This is a genomic window from Schaedlerella sp. (assembly GCF_056796775.1).
The window spans coordinates 19,202-41,082 of record NZ_JBQIKP010000040.1; the positions used below are offsets into that span (position 1 = coordinate 19,202).

18 protein-coding genes and 1 riboswitch are annotated in these 21,881 nt (G+C 49.6%); of the genes, 5 read left to right on the forward strand and 13 right to left on the reverse strand.

Going from position 1 to position 21,881, the window contains the following annotated elements; all coding sequences use genetic code 11:
- Positions 1-341 precede the first annotated feature (341 nt).
- The 11 genes from ACTOY7_RS16120 to ACTOY7_RS16170 all read right to left on the reverse strand — a co-directional run bounded on the left by ACTOY7_RS16120 (position 342) and on the right by ACTOY7_RS16170 (position 15,321).
- On the reverse strand, positions 342-2,273 hold the full coding sequence (locus ACTOY7_RS16120; RefSeq protein ID WP_482671276.1) for a D-alanyl-D-alanine carboxypeptidase family protein: 1,932 nt from the start codon (positions 2,271-2,273) through the stop codon (positions 342-344).
- Between the two features lie 175 nt (positions 2,274-2,448).
- Complete coding sequence (locus tag ACTOY7_RS16125) at positions 2,449-3,102, reverse strand: FHA domain-containing protein (protein WP_160280914.1); 654 nt, start codon at positions 3,100-3,102, stop codon at positions 2,449-2,451.
- Positions 3,103-3,408: 306 nt separating this feature from the next.
- On the reverse strand, positions 3,409-4,803 hold the full coding sequence (locus ACTOY7_RS16130) for an NCS2 family permease (protein ID WP_160280913.1): 1,395 nt from the start codon (positions 4,801-4,803) through the stop codon (positions 3,409-3,411).
- 426 nt (positions 4,804-5,229) lie between these two features.
- Positions 5,230-5,325: riboswitch (purine riboswitch) on the reverse strand.
- A gap of 162 nt (positions 5,326-5,487) precedes the next feature.
- Positions 5,488-6,837: a glucose-6-phosphate isomerase gene (locus ACTOY7_RS16135; RefSeq protein ID WP_160280912.1), complete on the reverse strand. Its 1,350-nt coding sequence runs from the start codon at positions 6,835-6,837 to the stop codon at positions 5,488-5,490.
- A gap of 117 nt (positions 6,838-6,954) precedes the next feature.
- Positions 6,955-8,595, reverse strand: a complete 1,641-nt coding sequence (locus ACTOY7_RS16140; protein ID WP_482671277.1) for a hypothetical protein — start codon at positions 8,593-8,595, stop codon at positions 6,955-6,957.
- 589 nt (positions 8,596-9,184) lie between these two features.
- Positions 9,185-10,786 carry an AAA-like domain-containing protein gene (locus tag ACTOY7_RS16145; protein WP_160280910.1) on the reverse strand — a complete coding sequence of 534 codons (1,602 nt, stop codon included), beginning with the start codon at positions 10,784-10,786 and terminating at the stop codon, positions 9,185-9,187.
- 225 nt (positions 10,787-11,011) lie between these two features.
- Positions 11,012-11,893: a hypothetical protein gene (locus ACTOY7_RS16150; protein ID WP_160280909.1), complete on the reverse strand. Its 882-nt coding sequence runs from the start codon at positions 11,891-11,893 to the stop codon at positions 11,012-11,014.
- Positions 11,883-12,383: a sigma-70 family RNA polymerase sigma factor gene (locus ACTOY7_RS16155; protein WP_160280908.1), complete on the reverse strand. Its 501-nt coding sequence runs from the start codon at positions 12,381-12,383 to the stop codon at positions 11,883-11,885. Before ACTOY7_RS16155 ends, ACTOY7_RS16150 begins: the two co-directional genes overlap by 11 nt.
- Before the next feature lie 300 nt (positions 12,384-12,683).
- A complete protein-coding gene (locus tag ACTOY7_RS16160) occupies positions 12,684-13,178 on the reverse strand; it encodes a hypothetical protein (protein WP_160280907.1) in 495 nt (164 codons plus the stop codon).
- 759 nt (positions 13,179-13,937) lie between these two features.
- Positions 13,938-14,099: a hypothetical protein gene (locus ACTOY7_RS16165; RefSeq protein ID WP_160280906.1), complete on the reverse strand. Its 162-nt coding sequence runs from the start codon at positions 14,097-14,099 to the stop codon at positions 13,938-13,940.
- A 181-nt stretch (positions 14,100-14,280) separates the two neighbouring features.
- Positions 14,281-15,321 (reverse strand): helix-turn-helix domain-containing protein, encoded by a 1,041-nt coding sequence (locus tag ACTOY7_RS16170; RefSeq protein WP_160280905.1) that lies wholly within the window; start codon positions 15,319-15,321, stop codon positions 14,281-14,283.
- 256 nt (positions 15,322-15,577) lie between these two features.
- On the opposite strand from ACTOY7_RS16170, the gene ACTOY7_RS16175 reads away from it, so the two are divergent.
- The 4 genes from ACTOY7_RS16175 (at position 15,578) to ACTOY7_RS16190 (ending at position 18,321) form a co-directional block, all read left to right on the forward strand.
- Positions 15,578-16,582 (forward strand): LacI family DNA-binding transcriptional regulator, encoded by a 1,005-nt coding sequence (locus tag ACTOY7_RS16175; protein WP_482671278.1) that lies wholly within the window; start codon positions 15,578-15,580, stop codon positions 16,580-16,582.
- Positions 16,579-16,740, forward strand: coding sequence for a hypothetical protein (locus ACTOY7_RS16180; protein ID WP_302141754.1), 162 nt, complete (start codon positions 16,579-16,581; stop codon positions 16,738-16,740). The genes ACTOY7_RS16175 and ACTOY7_RS16180 overlap by 4 nt, the downstream gene beginning before the upstream one ends.
- Positions 16,737-18,113, forward strand: a complete 1,377-nt coding sequence (locus ACTOY7_RS16185) for an MATE family efflux transporter (RefSeq protein ID WP_482671279.1) — start codon at positions 16,737-16,739, stop codon at positions 18,111-18,113. Before ACTOY7_RS16180 ends, ACTOY7_RS16185 begins: the two co-directional genes overlap by 4 nt.
- 73 nt (positions 18,114-18,186) lie before the next feature.
- Complete coding sequence (locus ACTOY7_RS16190; RefSeq protein WP_300886296.1) at positions 18,187-18,321, forward strand: hypothetical protein; 135 nt, start codon at positions 18,187-18,189, stop codon at positions 18,319-18,321.
- An 88-nt stretch (positions 18,322-18,409) separates the two neighbouring features.
- On the opposite strand, the gene feoB is transcribed toward ACTOY7_RS16190, so the two are convergent.
- Together feoB and ACTOY7_RS16200 are read right to left on the reverse strand one after the other, a co-directional pair.
- Positions 18,410-20,764 (reverse strand): ferrous iron transport protein B, encoded by a 2,355-nt coding sequence (gene feoB, locus ACTOY7_RS16195; RefSeq protein WP_482671281.1) that lies wholly within the window; start codon positions 20,762-20,764, stop codon positions 18,410-18,412.
- Positions 20,765-20,861: 97 nt separating this feature from the next.
- Positions 20,862-21,170: an ATP-binding protein gene (locus ACTOY7_RS16200; RefSeq protein WP_482671280.1), complete on the reverse strand. Its 309-nt coding sequence runs from the start codon at positions 21,168-21,170 to the stop codon at positions 20,862-20,864.
- Positions 21,171-21,233: 63 nt separating this feature from the next.
- Here ACTOY7_RS16200 and ACTOY7_RS16205 point away from each other — a divergent pair, with 63 nt between their 5' ends.
- Positions 21,234-21,440, forward strand: coding sequence for a recombinase family protein (locus tag ACTOY7_RS16205; RefSeq protein ID WP_300886304.1), 207 nt, complete (start codon positions 21,234-21,236; stop codon positions 21,438-21,440).
- The last annotated feature ends 441 nt before the right edge of the window (positions 21,441-21,881 follow it).

Genomic DNA, 21,881 nt, shown 5'->3' on the forward strand with positions numbered 1-21,881 from the left:
ACACGGTGTTCTGACCTCTTTGTCATTTATACCCAAAGGGCATCCCTTAATACATGCCCCTGTGGGGCAGGCGGACTTCGTCCGGTAAGGTATGGATTCCGGTAACGGCGGATACCGTCAGCACCTACTGTCCGGCGGGGTTCGTATACCGACTGGGAACTATGCCGGGGTTCGGTTGCTGCAACTCGGGAGTGATCTTCAGAAAGACCTTACTTGTACCGGGCTCTCACCATCTCCGGCTCGCTTGAAGCTTCAGAGTTCTTCCTACTGTCTCCGTCATGGTCTTTTTGTATTCTCAGTTTTTTACCACAGAGATATTATAAGTAGAAGAGGCGGATTAGTCAAGAGGTTTTCTTATTTTTCCGGTTCCGTCTTTTTCTCTCCTGTGTCCTCTTCCGTCTGCTCATGCCTGCACACACGATCACAACCAGCAGCACTGCCACTCCGCCCGCAATGATCATCTGTCTTGTGGAAAGCCCGCCCAGTTTTTTCGGGGCAGTTTCTTTGCTTTTCCTCTTGCTGCCGTCCGCAGGCGTCCACTCTATTTCCGATCCCTCTCCAAAATAGGACTGATTCAAAACCACTGCCGCATGCCCGGCCTCCTGGCCTGCATAGGTATAAACGATCGTTCCGGCCCTTTCGCTGCCGGACCCGGCATCATTCTCTTTGTTCCCGGCTGTTCCTGACGCCGGATCTTCTCCGTCCTGACCGGAGGATACATCGTCCGGATTCTCCCCGGTTCCGGATAAGCCCTGATTGCCGGAGGCATCTCCGCTCTCTCCTGCTTCCGGCCGCGTCCCGTCTGTCCCTGGCTGTGCGCCATCCGCGCCGGCCGGAGCAACTCCGTCCGTTCCCGGCCGCACGCCTTCCGCAGAAGCCGGAACCGCTCCGTCTGCCGAAGCCGGTGCTCCCTCTGCGCCTGGCTGAGAACCATCTGCCGTTCCCTCGGCCCCAGGCTGAGAACCATCCGCTGCTCCCTCGGCTCCCGGCTGCGCTCCATCCGCCGGCGCGCCTGCCGGAGTCCCGTCCGTTCCTTCCTGCCCCGGCTGCTCTCCCTCTGCCGGAGTCTCCGCCGGAGGAGCCGGCGGCGCGGTCAGCACCTCGATCCACCGGTCAAAGGAAACCTCTTCTGTCTCCGCCTCTCCTTCTGCCGTGGAAATCTGACATTCCAGCTGCGTAAAATCAACCCCCGCGGGGAGGACCACATATGCCCCCTCATCCTGAAAGGTCTCAATATCACCGGACGTCTCCTTGTCCGCAATGGTCACCTTGGTAAAATTGCCGAACGCGTAATCCAGCATAGCCCGGGTGTCCTCATAGGCCTGTACCCCGTAATCTGCCATCACCACCGCCGCCAGGCGCATCTGCCCGTTATCGGCCATGGTCACCAGCGTTGTTCCCGACTGGTCCGTATATCCGGTCTTCCCGCCCCGGCAAAATTCGTAATAATATTCATTCTCCGGCCAGAGCATCTTGTGATTCTGCCAGCAGGTCCGGGGCTCATTTTTCAGACTGGTGGGCGCAATGGTATATTCCAGCGAACCCATCAGATGCTGGAACGGTTCATACTGATAAACTGCCGCTGCAATCCGCGCCATATCATGAGCCGTTGTAAAATGCTGATCGTCATGCAGACCGTTGGCATTGACCCAATGAGAACCCGTACATCCCAGTTCGACAGCCCGCTCATTCATCCGGTCAATGAAGGTCTGGTAAGTCCCGCCCATCTTGATCCCCATATTCTCCGCCACCGCGTAGGAGACTTCATTTGCCGAAGCAAGCAGGACCGCATGCAGCGCGTCATTGAGGCTGAGCTGCTCACCCACAAGCATTCCGACACTGGCATCCCCCGGCTCCAGAAAGCTGATGCTGTCCTCCGAGAACGTCACCGTATCGTCGGGTTCCCCCGTCTCCAGCGCTACCAGCGTAGTCAAAAGCTTCGTGATGCTGGCAGGAAAATGCTGTTCCTCCGCCGCCTTTGCGTAGAGAACCGCACCGCTCTCCATATCCATTACAATGGCCGACGCCGCATGGACCTTCGGCCCTTCCGGCCATCCGGGCAGATTATTGGAGTCAGGTACGATCTCATAAATCGCGTTTTTTCTGGCTTCTTCCTCCGCAGCCAGCTCCTCGGGCGTCTTTTCCGGCTGGGGTGCTTCCGCGCCTTCCGCCGCGGGAGTCTCCTGCCCTTCCTCTGCACAACTCTCTAATCCGGGACATGCCGCAAGAAGTAATGCCGCCATTGCCCCTGCCAGGATCTTTTTTCCTATCATACAGAACCTCCATACTTCATGTAAGAAAAGCCTGCTGTCGGCTGCTTTTCCGCATACGATGATACACAACGATATCCAGCCCCTTTTCGATTACCTCCGGCAAAGGGCTGGATATTTTCTCCAACTGCTGCACTGATTCCCGCCGGGTACAGGCCATTCCATACCGAGCAGCATTTTATTTTTCTCTCATCATACTCTGTATCTCAATCTCAGTCTCGCCCATCCCGATGATGTCGTCCCTCTGGAGCAGTACGGGCTGGGTCACCCGCTTGCCGTTGAGGTAGGTTCCGTTCCGGGACCCCATGTCCTTCAGGTAGAGCTTACCCTCCTTCTGGATGATTGCGCAGTGCAGCTTTGACACCCTCGGGTCGTCTCCAATGGACAGAAACTTTTCAAGCTGCGGGACACTGTGTCCCCTTCCAATCCCGAGATTTTCATAAAAAATAAACGTGAATTTCTGCCAGGTGGTCAGATTCTCCAAAGCCAGCTTCCAGAGCTTCTTCTCGGAAGACCGCCTCCCTCCCGGCTCTTCGCCCGGCCGGTTCCGGCCTTCCTCCGCATGAGCGCCTTCCCGTGGCCGCCTGCCCTGTCCTACAATGAGCGGGCCTTCTTCCTGTTCCGGCTCCCTCTGCTCATCATACTCCTCACTCATATGGCGGGGCGCTTCCTCAGCTTCCTCATCGTATCCGTCATCATAGTCATCTTCTTCATCGTCGTCCTCATACTTCTCCCCGTCGTCCTGACGGCTCTTCACCAGAGCTGTGATGATGATAATAATCAAAATCACCGCGACAGCGATCAATATTCCCATTATAACCAGATACTGCATATGTATTCACTCCTTTGTATATCGACAGCCTTCAAACAGTGCCACTGCCTAAAATACATTTTTTCATTTGTATTTTCTATAATTACAGGCCGCGCCCTTATCAGGCGTGACATGTAACTCTATGGTACTATATTTTTTCGATTCAGGCAAGCATGTAATGGGAAAAAAGGACAGGAAAAGCCGCCGGAGAGGTGTTCCCATGTCTCCGGCGGTTCTGATCCTCAGATATCAATTGCATCTTCGCGTTCCGACCGCACGGCATTTACCGTACCAGACTCCGCGCGGCAGTGCCGTATAACGCAGTTCCTAAATCAGAATATATTTTAGGACAAACAGCACCGCAAGCACATACATCAGCAGGCTGATCTTCTTCTCCTTCGCGCGGCCTGTCAGCAGGTTGATCACCACATAGGAGATCACTCCCATTGCGATCCCTTCGGAAATGCTGTACATGAACGGCATTGCGATCATGCTGATATAACAGGGAAGCGCCTCGGTATAATCCGCAAAATCGATTTTCGTAATGGACGTGATCATCAAAAATCCAACCACGATCAATGCCGGAGCCGTCGCAAAGGACGGAATCGCCAGAAAGATCGGAGACAGGAACAGCGCCAATCCGAACAGCGCGGCCGATACCACTGCCGTAAGTCCGGTCCGTCCTCCCTCGGCAACACCGGAAGCGCTCTCTACAAAAGTCGTTGTTGTAGAAGTTCCGAATACCGCGCCCAAGGAAGTTCCCACCGCGTCAGACATCAGAGCGCCCTTAATCTTCGGAAGCTTTCCGTCCTCATCCAGCATATCCGCCTTGGATGCCACACCGATCAGCGTTCCCAGCGTATCAAACATATCCACAAATAGAAACGCAAACATAATGGTCAGGAAATTCAGGGACAGTATCCCGCTGAAATCCATTTTAAAGAAGGTCGGCGCCATGCTCGGGATTCCGAAGCCTGAGCTGAAATCCGGCAGCACACTGAACATGCCCAGCTCCGGATCCGGACGATACAGGCCCACCAGCTCGCAGATGATTCCCAAAATCCATGTGCCCAGGATTCCCCACAGGATGTTGCCTTTTACATTTTTCACAACCAGGACAGCCGTCAGCAGGATGCCGATGAGAGCCAGCAGGACCGTGATCCCTTCTGCCTGAAATGTTCCTGCCTCAATGGAGCCCTTGAAAGAATACACGGATACCAATGTTGCGCTGTCCACCACGATCTTCGCGTTCTGCAGCCCGATAAACGCAATGAAGAGGCCGATACCTACGGATACCGCATGCTTCAGGTTCATGGGGATCGCATTGAAAATAGCCTCCCGCACGTTGGTCAGTGACAGCAAAATGAAAATAAGACCTTCCACAAATACTGCCGCCAAAGCCATCTGCCAGGTATATCCCATCTGCAGGACTACTGTATACGCAAAATACGCGTTCAGCCCCATGCCGGGTGCCAGTACGAACGGATAATTCGCAAAGGCCGCCATCAACAGAGTTGCCACAAGGGATGCCAAAGCTGTCGCCGTGAATACGGCCCCCGCGTCCATTCCGGACGCGCTCAGGATATTGGGATTGACCGCCAGGATATATGCCATCGTCATAAATGTCGTAACGCCCGCAATGAACTCCGTCTTTACATCCGTATGATTCTCCGACAAGTGAAAGACCTTTTCCAAAAAGCCCTGATTATTATTGTTCTCCATAGTTCATTCCTCCTGTTCTTTCGTGTCTTGTGATCTAGTACAACGAATAATAAATAACTAGCCATATCACTTGTCTGATTTTCCAGCTACTGCGTTAGATTTTCTAGCCGTAGCCACCGCTACGCCGTCGAAAATCTGCCTTGTATCTGAAAAATCATCCTGCGCGATATAGCCAGATACTTATTATTCGTTGTACTAGTCGAATCAGCTCCTTAAAGCTCCTCCATTTTCGAAACTCTCCCACCCCCCATTAAAAACTTCATGCATAACCTTATCTGAAAAAATGTAACGGTTCTGAACAGTCGGCCGCAGGCCCGTCCGCTGTTTGGGATCGTTATAATAAAAACAAAAACTACCGCCGTTCTTCCAAAGCTTCATATCTGTCCGACCTGGTTTTCCTGCAACACGAACTGCATACCCAAATCCGTTCACGATATGAAAACTTATAGTTAACTATTACGGTAGTTAGTAGAAACATCCGACCAATCTCGGATATATATAAGCTCTCAAATACTTATGCATTAAATTTTTATTCTTTTTATTTTCTGTTAATAATATCTTACCATAACCCACAATTTTATGTCAATCTAATTTTTATTTTTGTGCATATTCAACAACATCATAAAACCGGCCATGCAGTCTCATCCATGCATGGCCGGTCATCTTAGAACTTCCTACAACCTCTTACAATCTCTTCAACAATGCTTCTCTTTCTTCTTCATATCCTGGTTTTCCGAGCAGCGCGAACATGTTCCGCTTATAACTCTCCACGCCCGGCTGGTTGAACGGATTCACGCCGAGTAAGTATCCGCTCACGCCGCAGGCGAACTCAAAGAAGTAGAACAACTGTCCCAGATAAAATGCGTTCTGCTCCGGAATCTTCACCATGAGGTTCGGAACATTGCCGTCTGTGTGGGCAAGAATGGTTCCGTTCATGGCGCTCTTATTTATAAAATCAACGGTCTTTCCTTTCAGATAATTGAGGCCGTCCAGATCAACCGGTTCCTCGTTCATCACGATCTCCGCCCTGGATTTTTCCACATTTAATACGGTCTCAAACAGGATTCTGTTGCCGTCCTGAATAAACTGTCCCATGGAGTGCAGGTCTGTTGTCAGGTCAACAGATGCCGGGAAGATTCCCTTCTGGTCCTTGCCCTCGCTCTCTCCATAGAGCTGTTTCCACCACTCAGATACATAATGCAGGCTTGGCTCATAGTTCGCCAGAACTTCTACGGTTTTTCCTTTACGAAGGAGGATGTTGCGGACTGCCGCATACTGCATTGCATCATTTTCCGCGAAATCATTTTCCAAAGCGGCCTTTCTTCCTGCTGCCGCGCCTTCCATCAGCTCGTTGATGTCCACACCGCTGACCGCGATGGGGAGCAGGCCGACTGCCGTCAGTACGGAAAAACGTCCGCCGACGTCGTCCGGCACGACAAAGGACTCATACCCCTCTTCTGTGGCAAGATTCTTCAAAGCTCCTCTTGCTTTATCGGTGGTAGCATATATTCTCTTTGAAGCCTCTTCCTTTCCATATTTCTTTTCCAGAATCTCTTTAAATACGCGGAAGGCGATCGCCGGCTCTGTCGTTGTTCCCGACTTGGATATCATATTGATGGAGAAATCTCTGTCTCCCACAACTTCGATCAGGTCACTGATGTAGGTGCTGCTGATACTGTTTCCAACGAAATAGATCTCCGGAGATTTTCTGACGTCTTTGGAAACGATATTTGCAAAGGAATGTCCCAAAAATTCGATCGCAGCCCTTGCCCCAAGGTAGGAACCGCCGATCCCGATCACCAGAAGCACTTCGGAATCCTCACGGATCTTGTCCGCCGCTTTCTGAATACGGGCAAATTCTTCTTTGTCGTAGTCTACCGGGAGATCGACCCAGCCTACGAAATCATTCCCCGCGCCGCTCTTGGATACAAGCTTGTCCTTCGCCTGTGCCGCGAGCTCGCTCATATACTGCATCTCGTGTTCCTGAATAAAACCTGTTGCCTTTGAGTAATCAAATGTCACTTTGTTAGCCATCGTTAACCTTCCTTTCTGCTTCTGTACTCTTAAGGTTTCCTGACCGCGGCCTGTGGAAATGCGCGGGGGAGGAATCCATTGGTACTTGCTGTACATATTTTACCAAATCTGGCTGTTTTATGCAAGAAATTCTTCCAGTATCTGGCGGATGGCTTCCTCCTTTAAGGTGGATTCCTCGCGGTCCGATAATTCCGGATTTCCTTTCATGGTACGGCGGATGACCTGCCTTGCGGCATCGCCCTTTTTGCGGTTTTTATGTCTTGACCTGTCATAATCTCTCAGGTCCTCCCCGTCTCCATAGGACGCGTCAAGCTCCGAATATTCTGCTGACTGTCGGGACAGCCCCCCATTTGCACGGATCATATCGGGGTGTCCGGCAGGGCGGGCTGCTTCCTCCGGTAAGGGTGGGCCCTCCAGGACTTCCTCGTATTCTGTAGTGTCCTCGATCATTCTCTGCACCACATCCTGGAATCTGCCGGGGATCCGTTTCATCTGGGAGGTGCCCGAAGCCCCGGAGACGTTCACCCCCTTTCCGGCAGCCGCTCCATATGCAGGTGACGGGCTGCCCCCTTTCGACGCGGCGCCTCCATTGGCGGAAGCGGGCTGGCTTTTTTGTGCCGCGGTTCCATAAACGGAAGCGGATTGGCCGTTCTGTGCCGCGGTTCCATAGCTGGATACGGACCGGCCGTTCTGTGCCGCGGTTCCATAGCTGGATACGGACCGGCTGTTCTGTGCCGCGGTTCCATAGCTGGATACGGACCGGCCGTTCTGTGCCGCCCCTTCATAGGCAAAGGCGGGCTGTTCTTCCGGCTCGGGATCTTCATACTCGGAAGCGTCCTCCGGCCTCAGCGGGGTTATATTTCCGTATGCCGGAGCTTCTTCCTCCTCAGACCCCATTTCTTCTTCATAGATCCCGGCGACGCGGGCCAGCTCCTCTGCGCTCCCGTAGAGGGGAGCCGTGTCTCCGGATACGCCTGTACGGGCCCTGCGGGGCTCACCTTCGATACTGATGGACAAACCCTGCGCCTCCTGAGCTTCCCTGGACTTTGCAGGCTGCTTTGCGTGAGCTTCGGCACGTTCGGACGCGGTCCGGCCTCCAACGGAATTTTTTTTTCCTTTTAAAAATCCGGTTCCTGTGGCAGCTTCTTTTCCGTCATCGGAATCCCGGCCATTTGCGCGGAGGGCCTGGGAGGTCTCCGGCTGGATGATATTAATCTGGTCCTTCTCCGACTGGCGGGCTTTGCGGCGGCGCATGGCGCAGACATTTTCCAGATAATCCACCATGTAGTTTTTGGCCGCCTCAATCTTGTACTGCTCGTCCGAAATCTGGCTGATAACAAACAGAAGGACCATTTCCGCCGCCCCAAGACTGATATAACGATACACCTGCTCACAAAACCCATTTTCCAAGTACCAGACGATCCCTCCAAAAGCCGCCAGAATCCCGGAAAACCAGATCGACTGCACTTCAATCTGTCTCCATGTATGGATCCGCAACAGGAATCCTCTGTATTCATATATGTATTTCTCCACAAATGCTTCCGCATTTTCTACCCGGTCGTGCAGCATCAGCGCGTGCTCGTATTTCGCCCGCACCAGCTTTATCAGTTTGTGTGTACTCTTGGACATATTGCCCGCCGCCCTGACCAGACGGCGAAGAGTAATCTGGTTGACTGCCTTTGACAGCACCCCGACGGCGCCCACCGCTATCATCAAATAGTAAACGATGTTGGTGTCCGTCACTACCTCATTAAACATAACGAAGCCCTCCTCTATTCATTTATATATAGTACACATCCGTACACCCCGGGTACTTCTTTCCTCAGCAGGCACCGCAGCTGCTGAACTTGGCTGGCCGGAATCGCGGCGATATCTGCGCGGGACAATTTCCTGTTCCGGAAAATGCGCCTGCAAAGCATCCTGTGATCAATGGCCGTTCGGCCCTTTCATCAGAATGACGCCTGCTTCCGTCCGCCGGTCTGTGCCTTTTGGGAAATATGCATCCAATCACATGCCGGTTTGTGTTTGACCCTATTATAGCGCTGTTTTTGCCGTCCTGCCTTAAAAAACGTTCTACATAATTCTACATTTGCGGGATGAAACAAAAAAATACTCCTTGATTCTCAAATTAAGAAAAACGCCCGTAAATCAGGCGTTTTCTAATCAACTTTAATGTTTCGAAACGGGATTCTTAACCTGAGAATCCGGGCCATTCTCAACTTCATGTTCCTCCCGGATGCTGTCGGAACGTGTCGAACGAATTTTTGAAAAAAGGGCTGGACAGCTTTCCAGCAATCCAGTAAAGGCCAGGGCCTCACGCCCCGGCCTGTTTTTTCAAATATAAGAGTTACACTACTGCCTCAATAATCGTCCGTTCTCCGATCCGAATTTTCCGTACTCCCGTCTTTTTCTTTTTATTAAAATTAAAGCTGAGCATATATCCCGTCGTAAGATGGTAATCCTCCAGATAGCGGAGCAGCTGATCCTCTCCCCGCCTGTTATACTCCTCACCATGCCAGATTTTTAATTCACAGACAAATTGCTCTCCGCAGTAATCAATAATCACATCTGTCCTGCGCCTGTTCCTCGTCTGTGCCTCGATATAATAATTGCCCGCGCCATTGATGATCGGTTTCAGGTAAAGCAAAAAGAAACGGCGTCCGTTCTCTTCTATAAAACGTTCCTCTGCATCTGAATATATATCTGTAAATGTCTCTGTAAATCTGACCAATACCTGCTCCATATCCAACCGTCCATCGCGGATAAACATATTTCTGTCCTTATCCATGGACGCGGACTTATACATAGCGCTGTCCAGCAATTCTTCTGAAATAAAAAGATTATACAGCTGTGTCTCAAAAATCCGGTTAGCGATTACAATGTTTTCATGCTCTTCCTTTATAAAGCCAAACATAATCCCCAGATGAAATACATGATTATAAGCACTGTAACTGATCTTTTCCCCTTTAAATAAAATGGCATAAACCGCCTGTCTTAGTTCGGGAAAATCATTCAGCTTTTTCACCAGATCATCAAACAGTGTGTTCGATTCCGCCAACAGTTTTTTAACAGCCTTTGTCACCCCGTCTTTTGTCCACACAGCCGCTAAATCCGGGAACCCCTCTTTCCCCAAAAGATTTTCATCCAAAATCTGACAAAGCCTGGATACCAGAAATGGATATCCGGAGGTGTAGTCATATATCAGCCCGGATATCTTCATAATGTCCATTCCGGTATGATGGTCATGCTCATAGTCTGTAAGCATTCCGGCAATGTCCTGGATTGAGAAATTCATATCTACCAGAAATTCAGCCGCAATGTTCCACGGACTATTATATTGATGCTCCTCCATAGGACGAACCTTTAATTTTAAATTGTTTATGTCGTATACTCCGGCCAATACAACAGAATGGAACGTGGGCTCTGTTTTTCTTGACAGAAACTTTCGTCGGAGCATCCCCAGAAATGAAAGAAATATTTTCTGATTCCCTGCCTGATCCACTTCATCAATCATGATGACAACTGGTTTCTCTGACTGACCGCATAGTTCTGATATCAAGTCGGATAAGTCCTCCAAATTGACGGCGTTATCCGACTGCACCCGGCGCAGTTCTTCTTTTAAAGATTCAGAAATCCCATCTGTCATACGTTCATTATATCTCAGAAAACGATATAAAAGACGGCAAAAACGCTGGCAAAAGGAGGCAGCGTTCTCATACACAGCATCTTCGATTCCTTCAAAGCTGATCAAAAAAACAATATATTCTCCCGACAGCTTCTCAGCCAGCCGATTTAGAGTCGTTGTTTTGCCATATTGACGCGCCCTGTTGACAGCAAAATATTCTCCGCGGTCCACCATCCCCTTTATCTCTTCCAGGCGTCCGTCTATGTTGACCATATAATGCTCGTCCGGGAAGCACAGACCAGTTGTATTAAAATGCTTGCACATATTTTTACATTCCTTCCATAATTAATATCTCTTTTGATTTTAAGGAAATCATTTCCCGAACAAATCACTATGAATTTCAGTACACGACAATATCACGCCTCATCTTTTCAGCTCCTGAAGCGTTTCCCCCACATCAGAGTAATGTTTTGCTCCGGGATTGCACCTATATTATATGCAATCTGCAACGCAAAATCAACTCAATAGAATTGAAAATCATGCCAAACCTTACTTCATCGTCTCCACAATCCCCTTCATCGTTTCCATGGAAACCCTTCCTCTCAAAGTATACTCCACCCCATCCGCCACAAAAACCGCACTTTTTTCCAGCACAGCATTGCCCGTGTCTCCGTTTTCCAGTGTACGCTCCACGAGATTGACCCTATAGCCCTGCCCGGACGTATAGCTCTCCGCAAACCGATACATTCCAAGATACTCCCAGTCCCAGCCGCGATTCAGCTGCTCTTCGCTGAGGATCAGCCTCACAGTCAATGAAATGGGCGACAGGAACACATTTCCGCTTTCATAAGCATATCTGTTTTCCTCTTCCAGAAACTGATATCTGCCGGTATCTCCCAAAATATAATTCTCCACCGTGATCATCGCAAAATCGCTTCCGTCCGTCATGATATGCCCCTGCATGTATGGATTGTTTGCAGACAATTCCGTATCCAGCAGATGGATTCCCAATTCCTCCTGGATCTTTCTGTAATCCTTATAATCTTTTTGAATCATTCCATATTCATCCGGAACGCCCGTCAGCTCACCCTGCCCGGCGGAATCCGGCTGTTCTGCGGGCGCAGGCGCTGCAGGCTGTTCCGCAGATGCAAATGCTGCTGGCTGTCCCTCTGGTATATGAATCTCTACGACCCGCATGGGATCCAATTCAGGCAAGACCTCTCCATTAACCGAATGCGTGATCAGCATACGATATCCGGCTGCGGCGCCGGTTCCTCCCAGGATTACCGCTGCCGCAAAAACCACAGCCCATTTCAGTACCCCGTCCCTTCGCCGGGAAACTGCTTTCTTTCTAATCCGACTTTTCATTTCCTCGCTTAGTACGATACACTCCAGTTCCCTGTCAATCGTGTCCTTCATATTAATATTCATATCCGGCCTCCTCTAAAATGATTTTCAATCTGTCCCGCGCCCTCTTTAAGCGCTGCAATACGGCATTTTCTTTTTTACCGATCACTGCCGCGATCTCATGCACAGACAAGTCTTGGTAATAATACAGCATGATAACCTGCCTGTCATTTGCATTCAGTTTCATGATCGCCCGTGACACACTGTCCTTCTCCAAAAACGCATCGATCGGATCATCATGCGCTTTTTCCTGATCATCCCTCAGGTCATTTCGGGCAATCTGAAACCAACGGCTTCTCATCATATTTTTACAGCAGTTGACCGCAATGCGGATCAGCCACGTCTTTTCACTTGATCTATGTTCAAACGCATCATAACATTTCATAGCCTTGATAAAGGTCTCCTGAGCGGCATCCTCCGCAAGCTGATAGTCCTTCAGATATAAAAAACACATACGCAGGATGGCGTCGCCATACTCGTTCATCAGTCTCTCTAAATTTTGATCTGCCGGCATTTTTTCTCTCCTTTCATCCCTTAGACACACCAGAATTAATCGATATTACATCTATATAATTTTATTATACTCACGGCCGACGAAATCTGCCGTGAGTATTGCGTTAGCCGCAACCGCACAGCGACATGTTTCTTCATGCGTTTGTGCACATCATTTGATATTGAGCAGCAGATTTATCTTGCGCTCAATATCATTAAATATATAATACAAAAATCCTGTCTATACTGATAGCCTACGCTAATATAAACAGGATTTTTAGCACTAAAATATTAAATTGTTAAATAAAAACATTTTTGAGAATCATAATGTCGATACAGAACCACTACCTACTAAATTTCTCGTATCTGGCAAATAGTCATTGTTTGTAATCCGCACTTTATAGGTTCCACCATTATCTAGTCCCGTAATTGTTCCTGATTGTGAATTACCTACAGAAAATTGAAGATTTCTCGAATACCAACCCACAATAGAAACGGTATATAGATGTCCTGTATATCCGTTTACTGGGACTCCATACAAATCTGCCACATAGGCATTTGCAGTCACGAGTACTCTATCACTATGTACGGTAAAGTCCGAAGTTGTAAGTGAATAGCGGATGCAAAAAGAAAAACTCTTATCTACACCACGGGAACTTGTATCCCAGCGAACATATTCCCCTGTTTCTGGATTCTCATAATCCTCACCCACATATACAATATCTTCTCCATTCACAATCAGATATGTTCTGTCATCCTGTTCTACCTCATTTTCCTGAGCAGAAACTGTCATAGAAAATGAGAATAACATAACCATGCTTAACAACATCCCTACAATTCTTTTGTCTTCTTATTCATTCTTTCTCCTCCTTCGTTTTTGGATATACAGCATTTCTAAAGCTATATTTTTGCTCCTATATATTTTAGACACATTAAACAGAAAAAATATGACATGAAAAATATTTTTTATACAAATAATTTTGGTATACTTATTTTATGCACATTCCTTAACTTCTTCCTCTTATTTCATTGGAATTCCATCCCCCCTCAAGCCAAGGTCATATCTTTGGTGACCCGTGTTCTTCTGACGCCTAAATCCTTCTTTCCGGCCACACGAAAATGGAATGAGCCATTTCATGCGCAATCGTGGAACGTATTCTTTCTGAACTCATATTACCATTTATAATTGTATAAGGCCTTCCATTGATCAACCACAACTAAAAGAAGAGCACAAGAAACTGATACTTGACGAATATCAGCATCATTTTCCCAGCATTAGTAAGATCACAAAATATCTATTATTACATAGCCGCTTACAGAAATGCACGGAGTTACAAAGTAGTGTACCTAACCCAGATAAACGTGTACGCTCCACGAGATTGACCCTATAGCCCCGCCCGGACGTATAGCTCTCTGCAAGCCGTTACATTCCAATATACACCCAATCCCAGCCGCGATTCAGCTACTCTTCGCTGAGGATCAGCCTCACAGTCAATGAAATAAACGACAGGAACACATTTCCGCTTTCATAAGCATATCTGTTTTCCTCTTCCAGAAGCTGATATCTGCCGGTATCTCACAAAATATAATTCTCCACCGTAATCACAGCAAAATCATTTCCGTCCGTCATGATATGCCCCTGCATGTATGGATTGTTTGCAGACAGTTCCGTATCCAGCAGATGGATTCCCAGTTCCTCCTGGATCTTTCTGTAATTCTTGTAATCTTTTTGAATCATTCCATATTCATCCGAAACGCCCGTCAGCTCGCCCTGCCCGGCGGAATCCGGCTGTTCCGCAGATGCAGAGGAAAACGATTTCTATTACACCCTTGTCGCATTTTAAAAGACCCCCGCCATTTCTGACAGATGTCTTTACTAACTTTCAAATTGTTGTATCACTGCTGATATATTTCATGCATCACCCCTCTGCGGCAAAGCAATGCTCCATAACAAACGTATATGGCTTCTTCAAAAGCTCTGCACCTTTCTGCACAGAGATCTCATTTTCACTCACTGCGCGGAATACCAACTGCATAAAAAGAACAGGTTCTTCCCTTTCCGTTCTTTCCGGTTCATTCTTCTTCCAGCCAGCCCGCCCGGCCCTGATGTAAAAATCCTTCTCCACACTGTCATTGATGATTCCGCAAATGTTTGCGCGTTTGACCAAAAGATACATGGAAATTCCATACTCCCTGCAGACCAAAGTCATATCCTTGGTGATACGCGTTCTTCTGACGCCTAATTCCCTCTTCGCGTCTCTTTCCGGAAGCAAAAAGGCGCCGCTTATTGCAGTTGCAGTTTCCTCAGCCTGTCTCTCAGCCATATTTTCCGGCCACGCAAAAATGAAATGTGCCATCTCATGCGCAATCGTGGAACGTATTCTTTCTGAACTCATATTACCATTTATAATAATATAAGGCCTTCCATTGATCAAACCATTCATCCCTGAAAACGCGTCACTGTCCATCTCTGTCACATAAACAAGAATCCCTTTATTTTCCAATAATTCAACCAGACCTCTGACAGGACCAAATTCAGCAATTTGAAGATATCTGCGCATTGCCAATGCATCCTTCTCAATATCACCGGATAGTTCTAAACCATGACACAGCGGCGCATCCGGCAAAATTTCTCCGCCCAGTATCTCCACAACCGAATAAAAGCGGTTCATGTATTCTTCCACGGACTCTCTGATATAATCCTGCTGCTTTAACGACAGCTTAGCCGCTTTCCGAAATTCTCCATGGACAAATTCAAGCTTGTCATCTCTACTGCTCAAGAAATCCGTGACCTTCACGCCCAAAACTTCGGCCAGTTTTTTTATGGTATCCATACCAGGCCTTCTTTCGCCATTTTCATAGTAGCTGACAGACATGGGAGAAATGCCGGCTAAAGAGGCAAGTTCTTTCCTGGACATATTATTTTTCAATCTGTAATACTTTAAATTTTTGCAGAACATATCACCGCCTCCTTCTGTTTATATTTTATCACTTTTTTTCGAAAAATAAACACCTATTTAAAAAATTATAGAAAATTTTCTACCTGAACGGTTAAATGATAAAAAAGATGATGTTACCGAAAGAGTTTTGTTTTTCAGCTTGTCCGCTTGCTAAAGTTCTGCTATAATTCGGTGATGTATACCCCAAGGGCACCCCGTTACGGCCATCCGGCCGTTTTACAAAATATAGAACATGCCGCAGCAAAGGAGGTCATTTATGTGGGCAGAGGGCAAAGTACGGATCGTAGATATTGCGAATGAGGTGGGCGTCAGCACCGCCACCGTCTCCAATGTGATCCATGGAAAAACGAAAAAAATTTCCGCCCAGACGGTCAAGCGGGTACAGGAAAAGCTGGAGGAACGCGGCTATATCCCCAATATGGCCGCTACGCTCCTGGCGCAGAACAACTCCCGGATCATCGGCGTGGTCATCAATGATCATGAAAAGTATGAAGGCCGGGCGCTGACAGACCCGTTTATTGCATCCTCGATCAACTACTTAGCGGACGAGCTCGAAAAAAATGATTACTTCATGATGCTCAAAAAAACCACCGATCTACTGGGAACCGTTAAATTTGCGTCTATGTGGAATATGGCAGGTATGGTGATCCTGGGCTTCTGCGACCATGAGTATCAGGAACTCCGCAGCCGCATCCACATCCCCTTCGTCGTTTATGACGGCTACTTTGAAAACAGGGGAAGGATTTGCAATCTTCAGCTTGACGACCGGGACGGCGGACGTCAGGTGGGCGAATATCTCCATCGTTTGGGGCATCGAAAGGTTCTCTGCGTCTCGGATAATCAGGAATGTATGGATCAGCAGCGTTATGAGGGTCTGTGCAGCGGCTTGGGGTTTCAGGCAGATTTCATGAAGATTCCCATGCAAAAGGAAATGCGGGATCGTTATTACCGGGAGCATTTTTCTAAGCTTTGCGGTTTCACCGCCATTTTTGCCGTGTCGGATTTCTACGCCGTCGATCTGATTCGCTTTTTACAAAGCTCCGGCATTCAAATTCCCGACGATATTTCTATCATTGGTTTTGATGACAGTGATCTCTGCGGACAGGTCGTTCCATCCCTGACCTCTGTCCGGCAGGACTATAAGCTGCGGGCGCAGATGGCAATCCGTTTGCTGAACCAGATGAAGGAGCAGCCCGAATATACCAAAAATTTTACCATCCCCGTCAAATTGATCGAACGGAACAGCAGCAAGGGGGTATGATGGCTGTTCACGGTGCCCTGCATCTCGCCGCAAGGCATCCGGCCAATAAAGCCACGGTTTCAGGTTATGTCATTAACCCAAAAGGTTACGCGATTAACCCATTGAAAACACCCGCCCTCCCAGATATACTCAAGGAAAAGGCGGGTGATGATTTATGAAAAAAGAATCCTTTCTGGCAAGTGTAGTTGGAATCGCTGTCCCGATAGGGCTTCAATCTATGCTGCAGTCCTCTTTCTCTATGATCGACCAACTGATGGTCGGACAGCTGGGAAGTACGGCGGTGGCCGCAGTGGAGGTCGCGGGACGTCCTGCGTTTATTTATTCCGTTGTGCTTGGAGCGGTGGCTGCCATTGCCGGGATCATGATTTCCCAATACCTGGGTATGGAAAACAGAGAAATGGCGGACCGCAGCCTGACGGTCAATCTGACTGCGGCCATAGCTCTGGCCTTGCTGTTTACCGCGCTGTGCGCTCTGTTTCCGGGACAGATCGTGGGACTCTACATCAAGGATGACCCGGCGCTCCTCAACGCTGGACAAAATTATCTGACCTGCATCCTTTGGACATATCTCCCTATGGGCATATCCTCAATCCTGGCCGTTATGGTCCGCTGCCTGGGCCGGGCTGTCTGGCCCCTTGCCGCCGGAATCATTTCAGCGGTTGTGAATACCGGGCTGAACTATGTTCTGATATTCGGGCACTTCGGGCTTCCGGCGTTTGGCGTCAGAGGCGCGGCAGCGGCCAGCGTGATCTCTCAGGCTGTCAATATGCTGCTGATGCTGGCCGTTTTCTGCCTGGTCCGCCTGCGGGAGCAAAAGGATTTTCGGTTTTCCCTCTCTCTTGGAGCAGACGGTTACCGGCAATACCTTATAATGCTGCTTCCTATCCTGGTCACAGAACTGCTTTGGAGCCTGGGGCAGAATGTGAACACCTTTATCTATGGACATTTAAAACCGGGAGACCTGGCCGCCATGTCCATGACCGGCCCGATCCAGGGGTTATTCATCGGGGCGTTGAGCGGCGTTTCCCAGGCTGCGGGAATCCTGATCGGCAAACGGCTGGGCGCGGACAAATACGAGGAAGCGTATCAGGAATCGAAAAAACTGGTGTGCTACGGAATCGCAGGCTCGCTCATTTTGTCGGCACTGCTGATCGGCCTGAGAGGGGTCTATGTGACGTTTTATCATGTCGAGCCCCATGTGCGGGACACCGCGGCCAGACTGCTGCTTGCCTTTTCTGCCCTGGCCCCTATGAAGGTCGCCAATATGATCCTGGGCGGCGGAGTGGTGCGCAGCGGCGGAAAGACCACCTACATCATGGTGATCGACATTGTGGGCACCTGGCTGGCAGGCGTACCCTTAGGGCTGATTACCGCGTTCCTGTTCCATCTGCCTGTGGAATGGGTTTATTTCATCCTGTCCCAGGAGGAATTGCTCCGGCTTGGTATGACCCTGATCGTATTCAAACGGAGACGATGGATGCACAGGCTGTCCCCAGAGGCATCCCCTTATGGAAAATCGGCCGCTTCATAATATTTCGTTTCCCATATCCGCTTGCTTCCATCACCACAGGATGAAATACTTTTTACATGGAGGTGTCGAAAGCATGGGAATGTATCTGAATCCATTCGACGGCCTGTCCGGGACTATCGCCCGGCTTCTGGGCGGCGTCGAAGTCAGCGTAGATACCAATGGGTTCTCCAATGATCTGATCACGTCCGCAACCGGAATGATGTACTGACGCTGCTGATCCATCTGGGCTATCTTTCTTATGACCCTGTATGATTGAAAAAGTACGTTTCGAATGAGCGGACTTGATCCAGCCTCTCTCACCCCAGCCCCAGCACAACCCCGATCAGCCGCACCACGCCTGCCGCCCCCCAGGCGATCAGGCACTGCCCCAGCACGACCCCGACGGCCCACTTCGCGCCCAGCTCCCGCTTCACCGACGCAATCGCCGCCACGCAAGGCGTATACAGCAGGCAGAACACCAGGAGGCTTGCCGCCGCAAGGGGCGTCAGCACAGCGGCGATCGCTTCCGTGGACCCAAACAGCACGGACAATGTCGCCACCACGCTTTCCTTCGCCATAAATCCCGTGATCAGCGCGGTTGAGATCCTCCAGTCCCCAATTCCCAGCGGCCGCAGAAACGGCACCAGCAGACCCGCAGCAGCGGCCAGCATGCTGTCGTGGGAATTATCTACAATATTCAATCCAAAATCAAAGGTCTGCAAAAACCAGATCACAATGGTCGCAATAAAGATCACCGTAAATGCCCTCTGCAGGAAATCCTTTGCCTTATCCCACAGCAGATGCCCCACATTTTTCATGCCCGGCATCCGGTAATTGGGCAGCTCCATCACAAAAGGCACCGCCTCCCCTTTGAAGATCGTTTTCTTCAACACCAGCGCCGACAGAACCCCAAGCAGGATACCCAGCACATACAGCCCGATCATCACCAGCGCCGCATGCTCCGGGAAAAAGACCGCCGTAAAAAATCCATAGATCGGCAGCTTTGCCGAGCAGCTCATAAATGGGGTCAATAAGATCGTCATCTTCCGGTCCCGCTCCGATGGCAGCGTCCTGGTAGCCATAACCCCGGGCACCGTACAGCCGAATCCCACCAGCATGGGGACGATGCTCCGCCCGGAGAGCCCCATTTTCCGCAGCAGCTTGTCCATCACAAAGGCCACCCTGGCGATGTAGCCGCTGTCCTCCATCATGGAAAGGAAGAAGAACAAGATCACGATGATCGGCAGGAAACTGAGTACGCTGCCCACCCCGTTGAAAATGCCGTCGATAATAAGGGAATGCAGCACCTCGTTCACATCTGCCGCCGCCATGGCCTGATCCGCCATGCCCGCAAGCCAGGTGATCCCCTGGTCCAGCAGATCCTGCAGCCATGCGCCGATCACGTTGAAGGTGAGCCAGAACACCAGCCCCATGATCCCGATAAATACCGGGAGCGCCGTGTATTTTCCCGTCAGCACTTTATCAAGCTTCGCGCTCCGGGCGTGCTCCTTGCTCTCCCGGGGCTTGATCACCGTCGCGTCGCAGACCTCTTTGATAAAAGAGAATCGCATATCCGCAATGGCCGCCGCCCGGTCCATGCCGCTCTCCTTCTCCATCTGGCAGATGATATGCTCCAGCATCTCCTTCTCATTCTGGTCCAGCCCCAGGCTTTCCTGGATCTGAACGTCCCCTTCCGCCAGCTTGCTTGCCGCGAACCGGACCGGGATCTCCGCCTGTCTGGCATGGTCCTCGATCAAATGCATGATCCCATGGAGGCATCTGTGGACCGCCCCGCCCTGCTTGTCCTCCCGGCAAAAATCAATCCTGCCCGGACGTTCCTGATATTTTGCCACATGAAGGGCGTGGTTCACCAGTTCGTCCGTCCCTTCATTCTTGACCGCCGACACCGGCACCACCGAGATCCCCAGCATGGCCTCCATCTCATTGATCCGGATGGCGCCGCCGTTTCCCCGGACCTCATCCATCATATTCAGGGCAAGCACAATGGGAATGTCCAGCTCCATGAGCTGCATGGTCAGGTACAGATTCCTCTCGATGTTGGTGGCATCCACAATATTGATGATCCCCTTGGGATGCTCTTTTAACACAAATTCCCGGGTCACCATCTCCTCGCCGGAATAGGGCGACATGGAATAGATCCCCGGCAGATCCGTGATCAGTGTGTTGCTGTGTCCCTTGATCACTCCGTCCTTCCGGTCCACCGTGACTCCCGGAAAATTGCCCACATGCTGATTGGAGCCTGTAAGCTGGTTAAAAAGCGTGGTCTTCCCGCAGTTCTGGTTGCCCGCCAGGGCAAAGGTCAGAAGCGTACTGTCCGGCAGCGGATGCTCCGTCCCCTTCTCATGAAATCGTCCGCCCTCCCCCAGGCCCGGGTGCTCGATACGCCGCTTCTTGCGGACACTCTCCCCGGACTCCGGCTCCTGGTCCCGGACATCCTCGATCCCAATTTTTTCCGCGTCCGCCAGACGCAGCGTCAGCTCATACCCGTGGATCATAAATTCCATCGGGTCGCCCAGAGGAGCATATTTGATCAATACGATCTCCGTCCCCGGAATGACCCCCATATCCAAAAAATGCTGTCTCAGCGCACCCTCGCCGCCTACCGTGGAGATGGTCGCTTTTTTTCCGATTGGTAATTCCCTCAGTGTCATCATCTCATCCGTCCTTCTCTCTGTTCGGTATGTATCAGAACGATATTCAGTATACCACACCCGAAACGGGGTGTAAAGAAAGCCATCGGACACAGATCTACCTCTCCAGCAAAAAATCAATCAAATATTTATGGATGATCCCGTCCCTGCCAAGCGTCACTTTATCCATGGAAACCACATATTTCGGATAATTATCCTCAATCGCCCGATATACTCCGAATTCCCGTTCGACCACCGCCTCATCCGCCAGGTAATAGGCCGCCTGGACATAGATCTTCTCCTGTCCCCGCTGGGCAATAAAATCCACCTCGCCGCGGTATGTCTTGCCCACATAGACCTTATATCCCCTTGTGATCAGCTCATTGTAGCAAATGGTGTTATATGCTCTAATTGACTTCTTAATCACGAGATTTCTCATGGTTAGTGAAGGACACATTTAGAGCATTTTTCATACAAGGAGGGCTATGCCATGATGAAAACAAAAATCACCCCGTTATATGAGAGACTTTCCCGTGACGATGAGCTTTTGGGCGAGAGCAATTCCATCAGCAACCAAGACGGGATTTGTCAAGGATATTTTCTCCCACAAGTTCGCAAATCGTTACTATTCACAGTCATTTCACTCACATGCGCAAAAACAGTCGGCAAAGCCGTCTGCCGATGCTTCGCATCTTGATTTTTTGCTTATGTGGGTGAAGTGACTGATTCCAGTCAGATAAAAACTGTCAATCGGCTTCTTACAAGCTTCGCTTGAAGAATCCGACTGCCATTTTTTATCAGACTGTGAATAGTAACCGCAAATCAAAAAAATAATGCCTTGGCACTTCTGTTCCTCTCTAAAATCAGGAGTGCCAAGACATTAAAATACACTGCTTTATAGCCGTTTATAGATATACGAAAGATTGCGGTGCTTGACGGATACCGTAATCAGACAAAGCCTTGGGCTTTTCGTAAATCACTACATTTTTTAATTTATATGCAATGGCTTTATCTTTTCCTGAATAGTAGGAAAACTTAACCACTACCGGCTAAAGCCGGTAGGTTCGGTTTGCTGCTGAAGCAGCCTAAAGTTGTCGCCACTTTACTTATTTCCCTTTTTACTTAACTTATCTCAAAG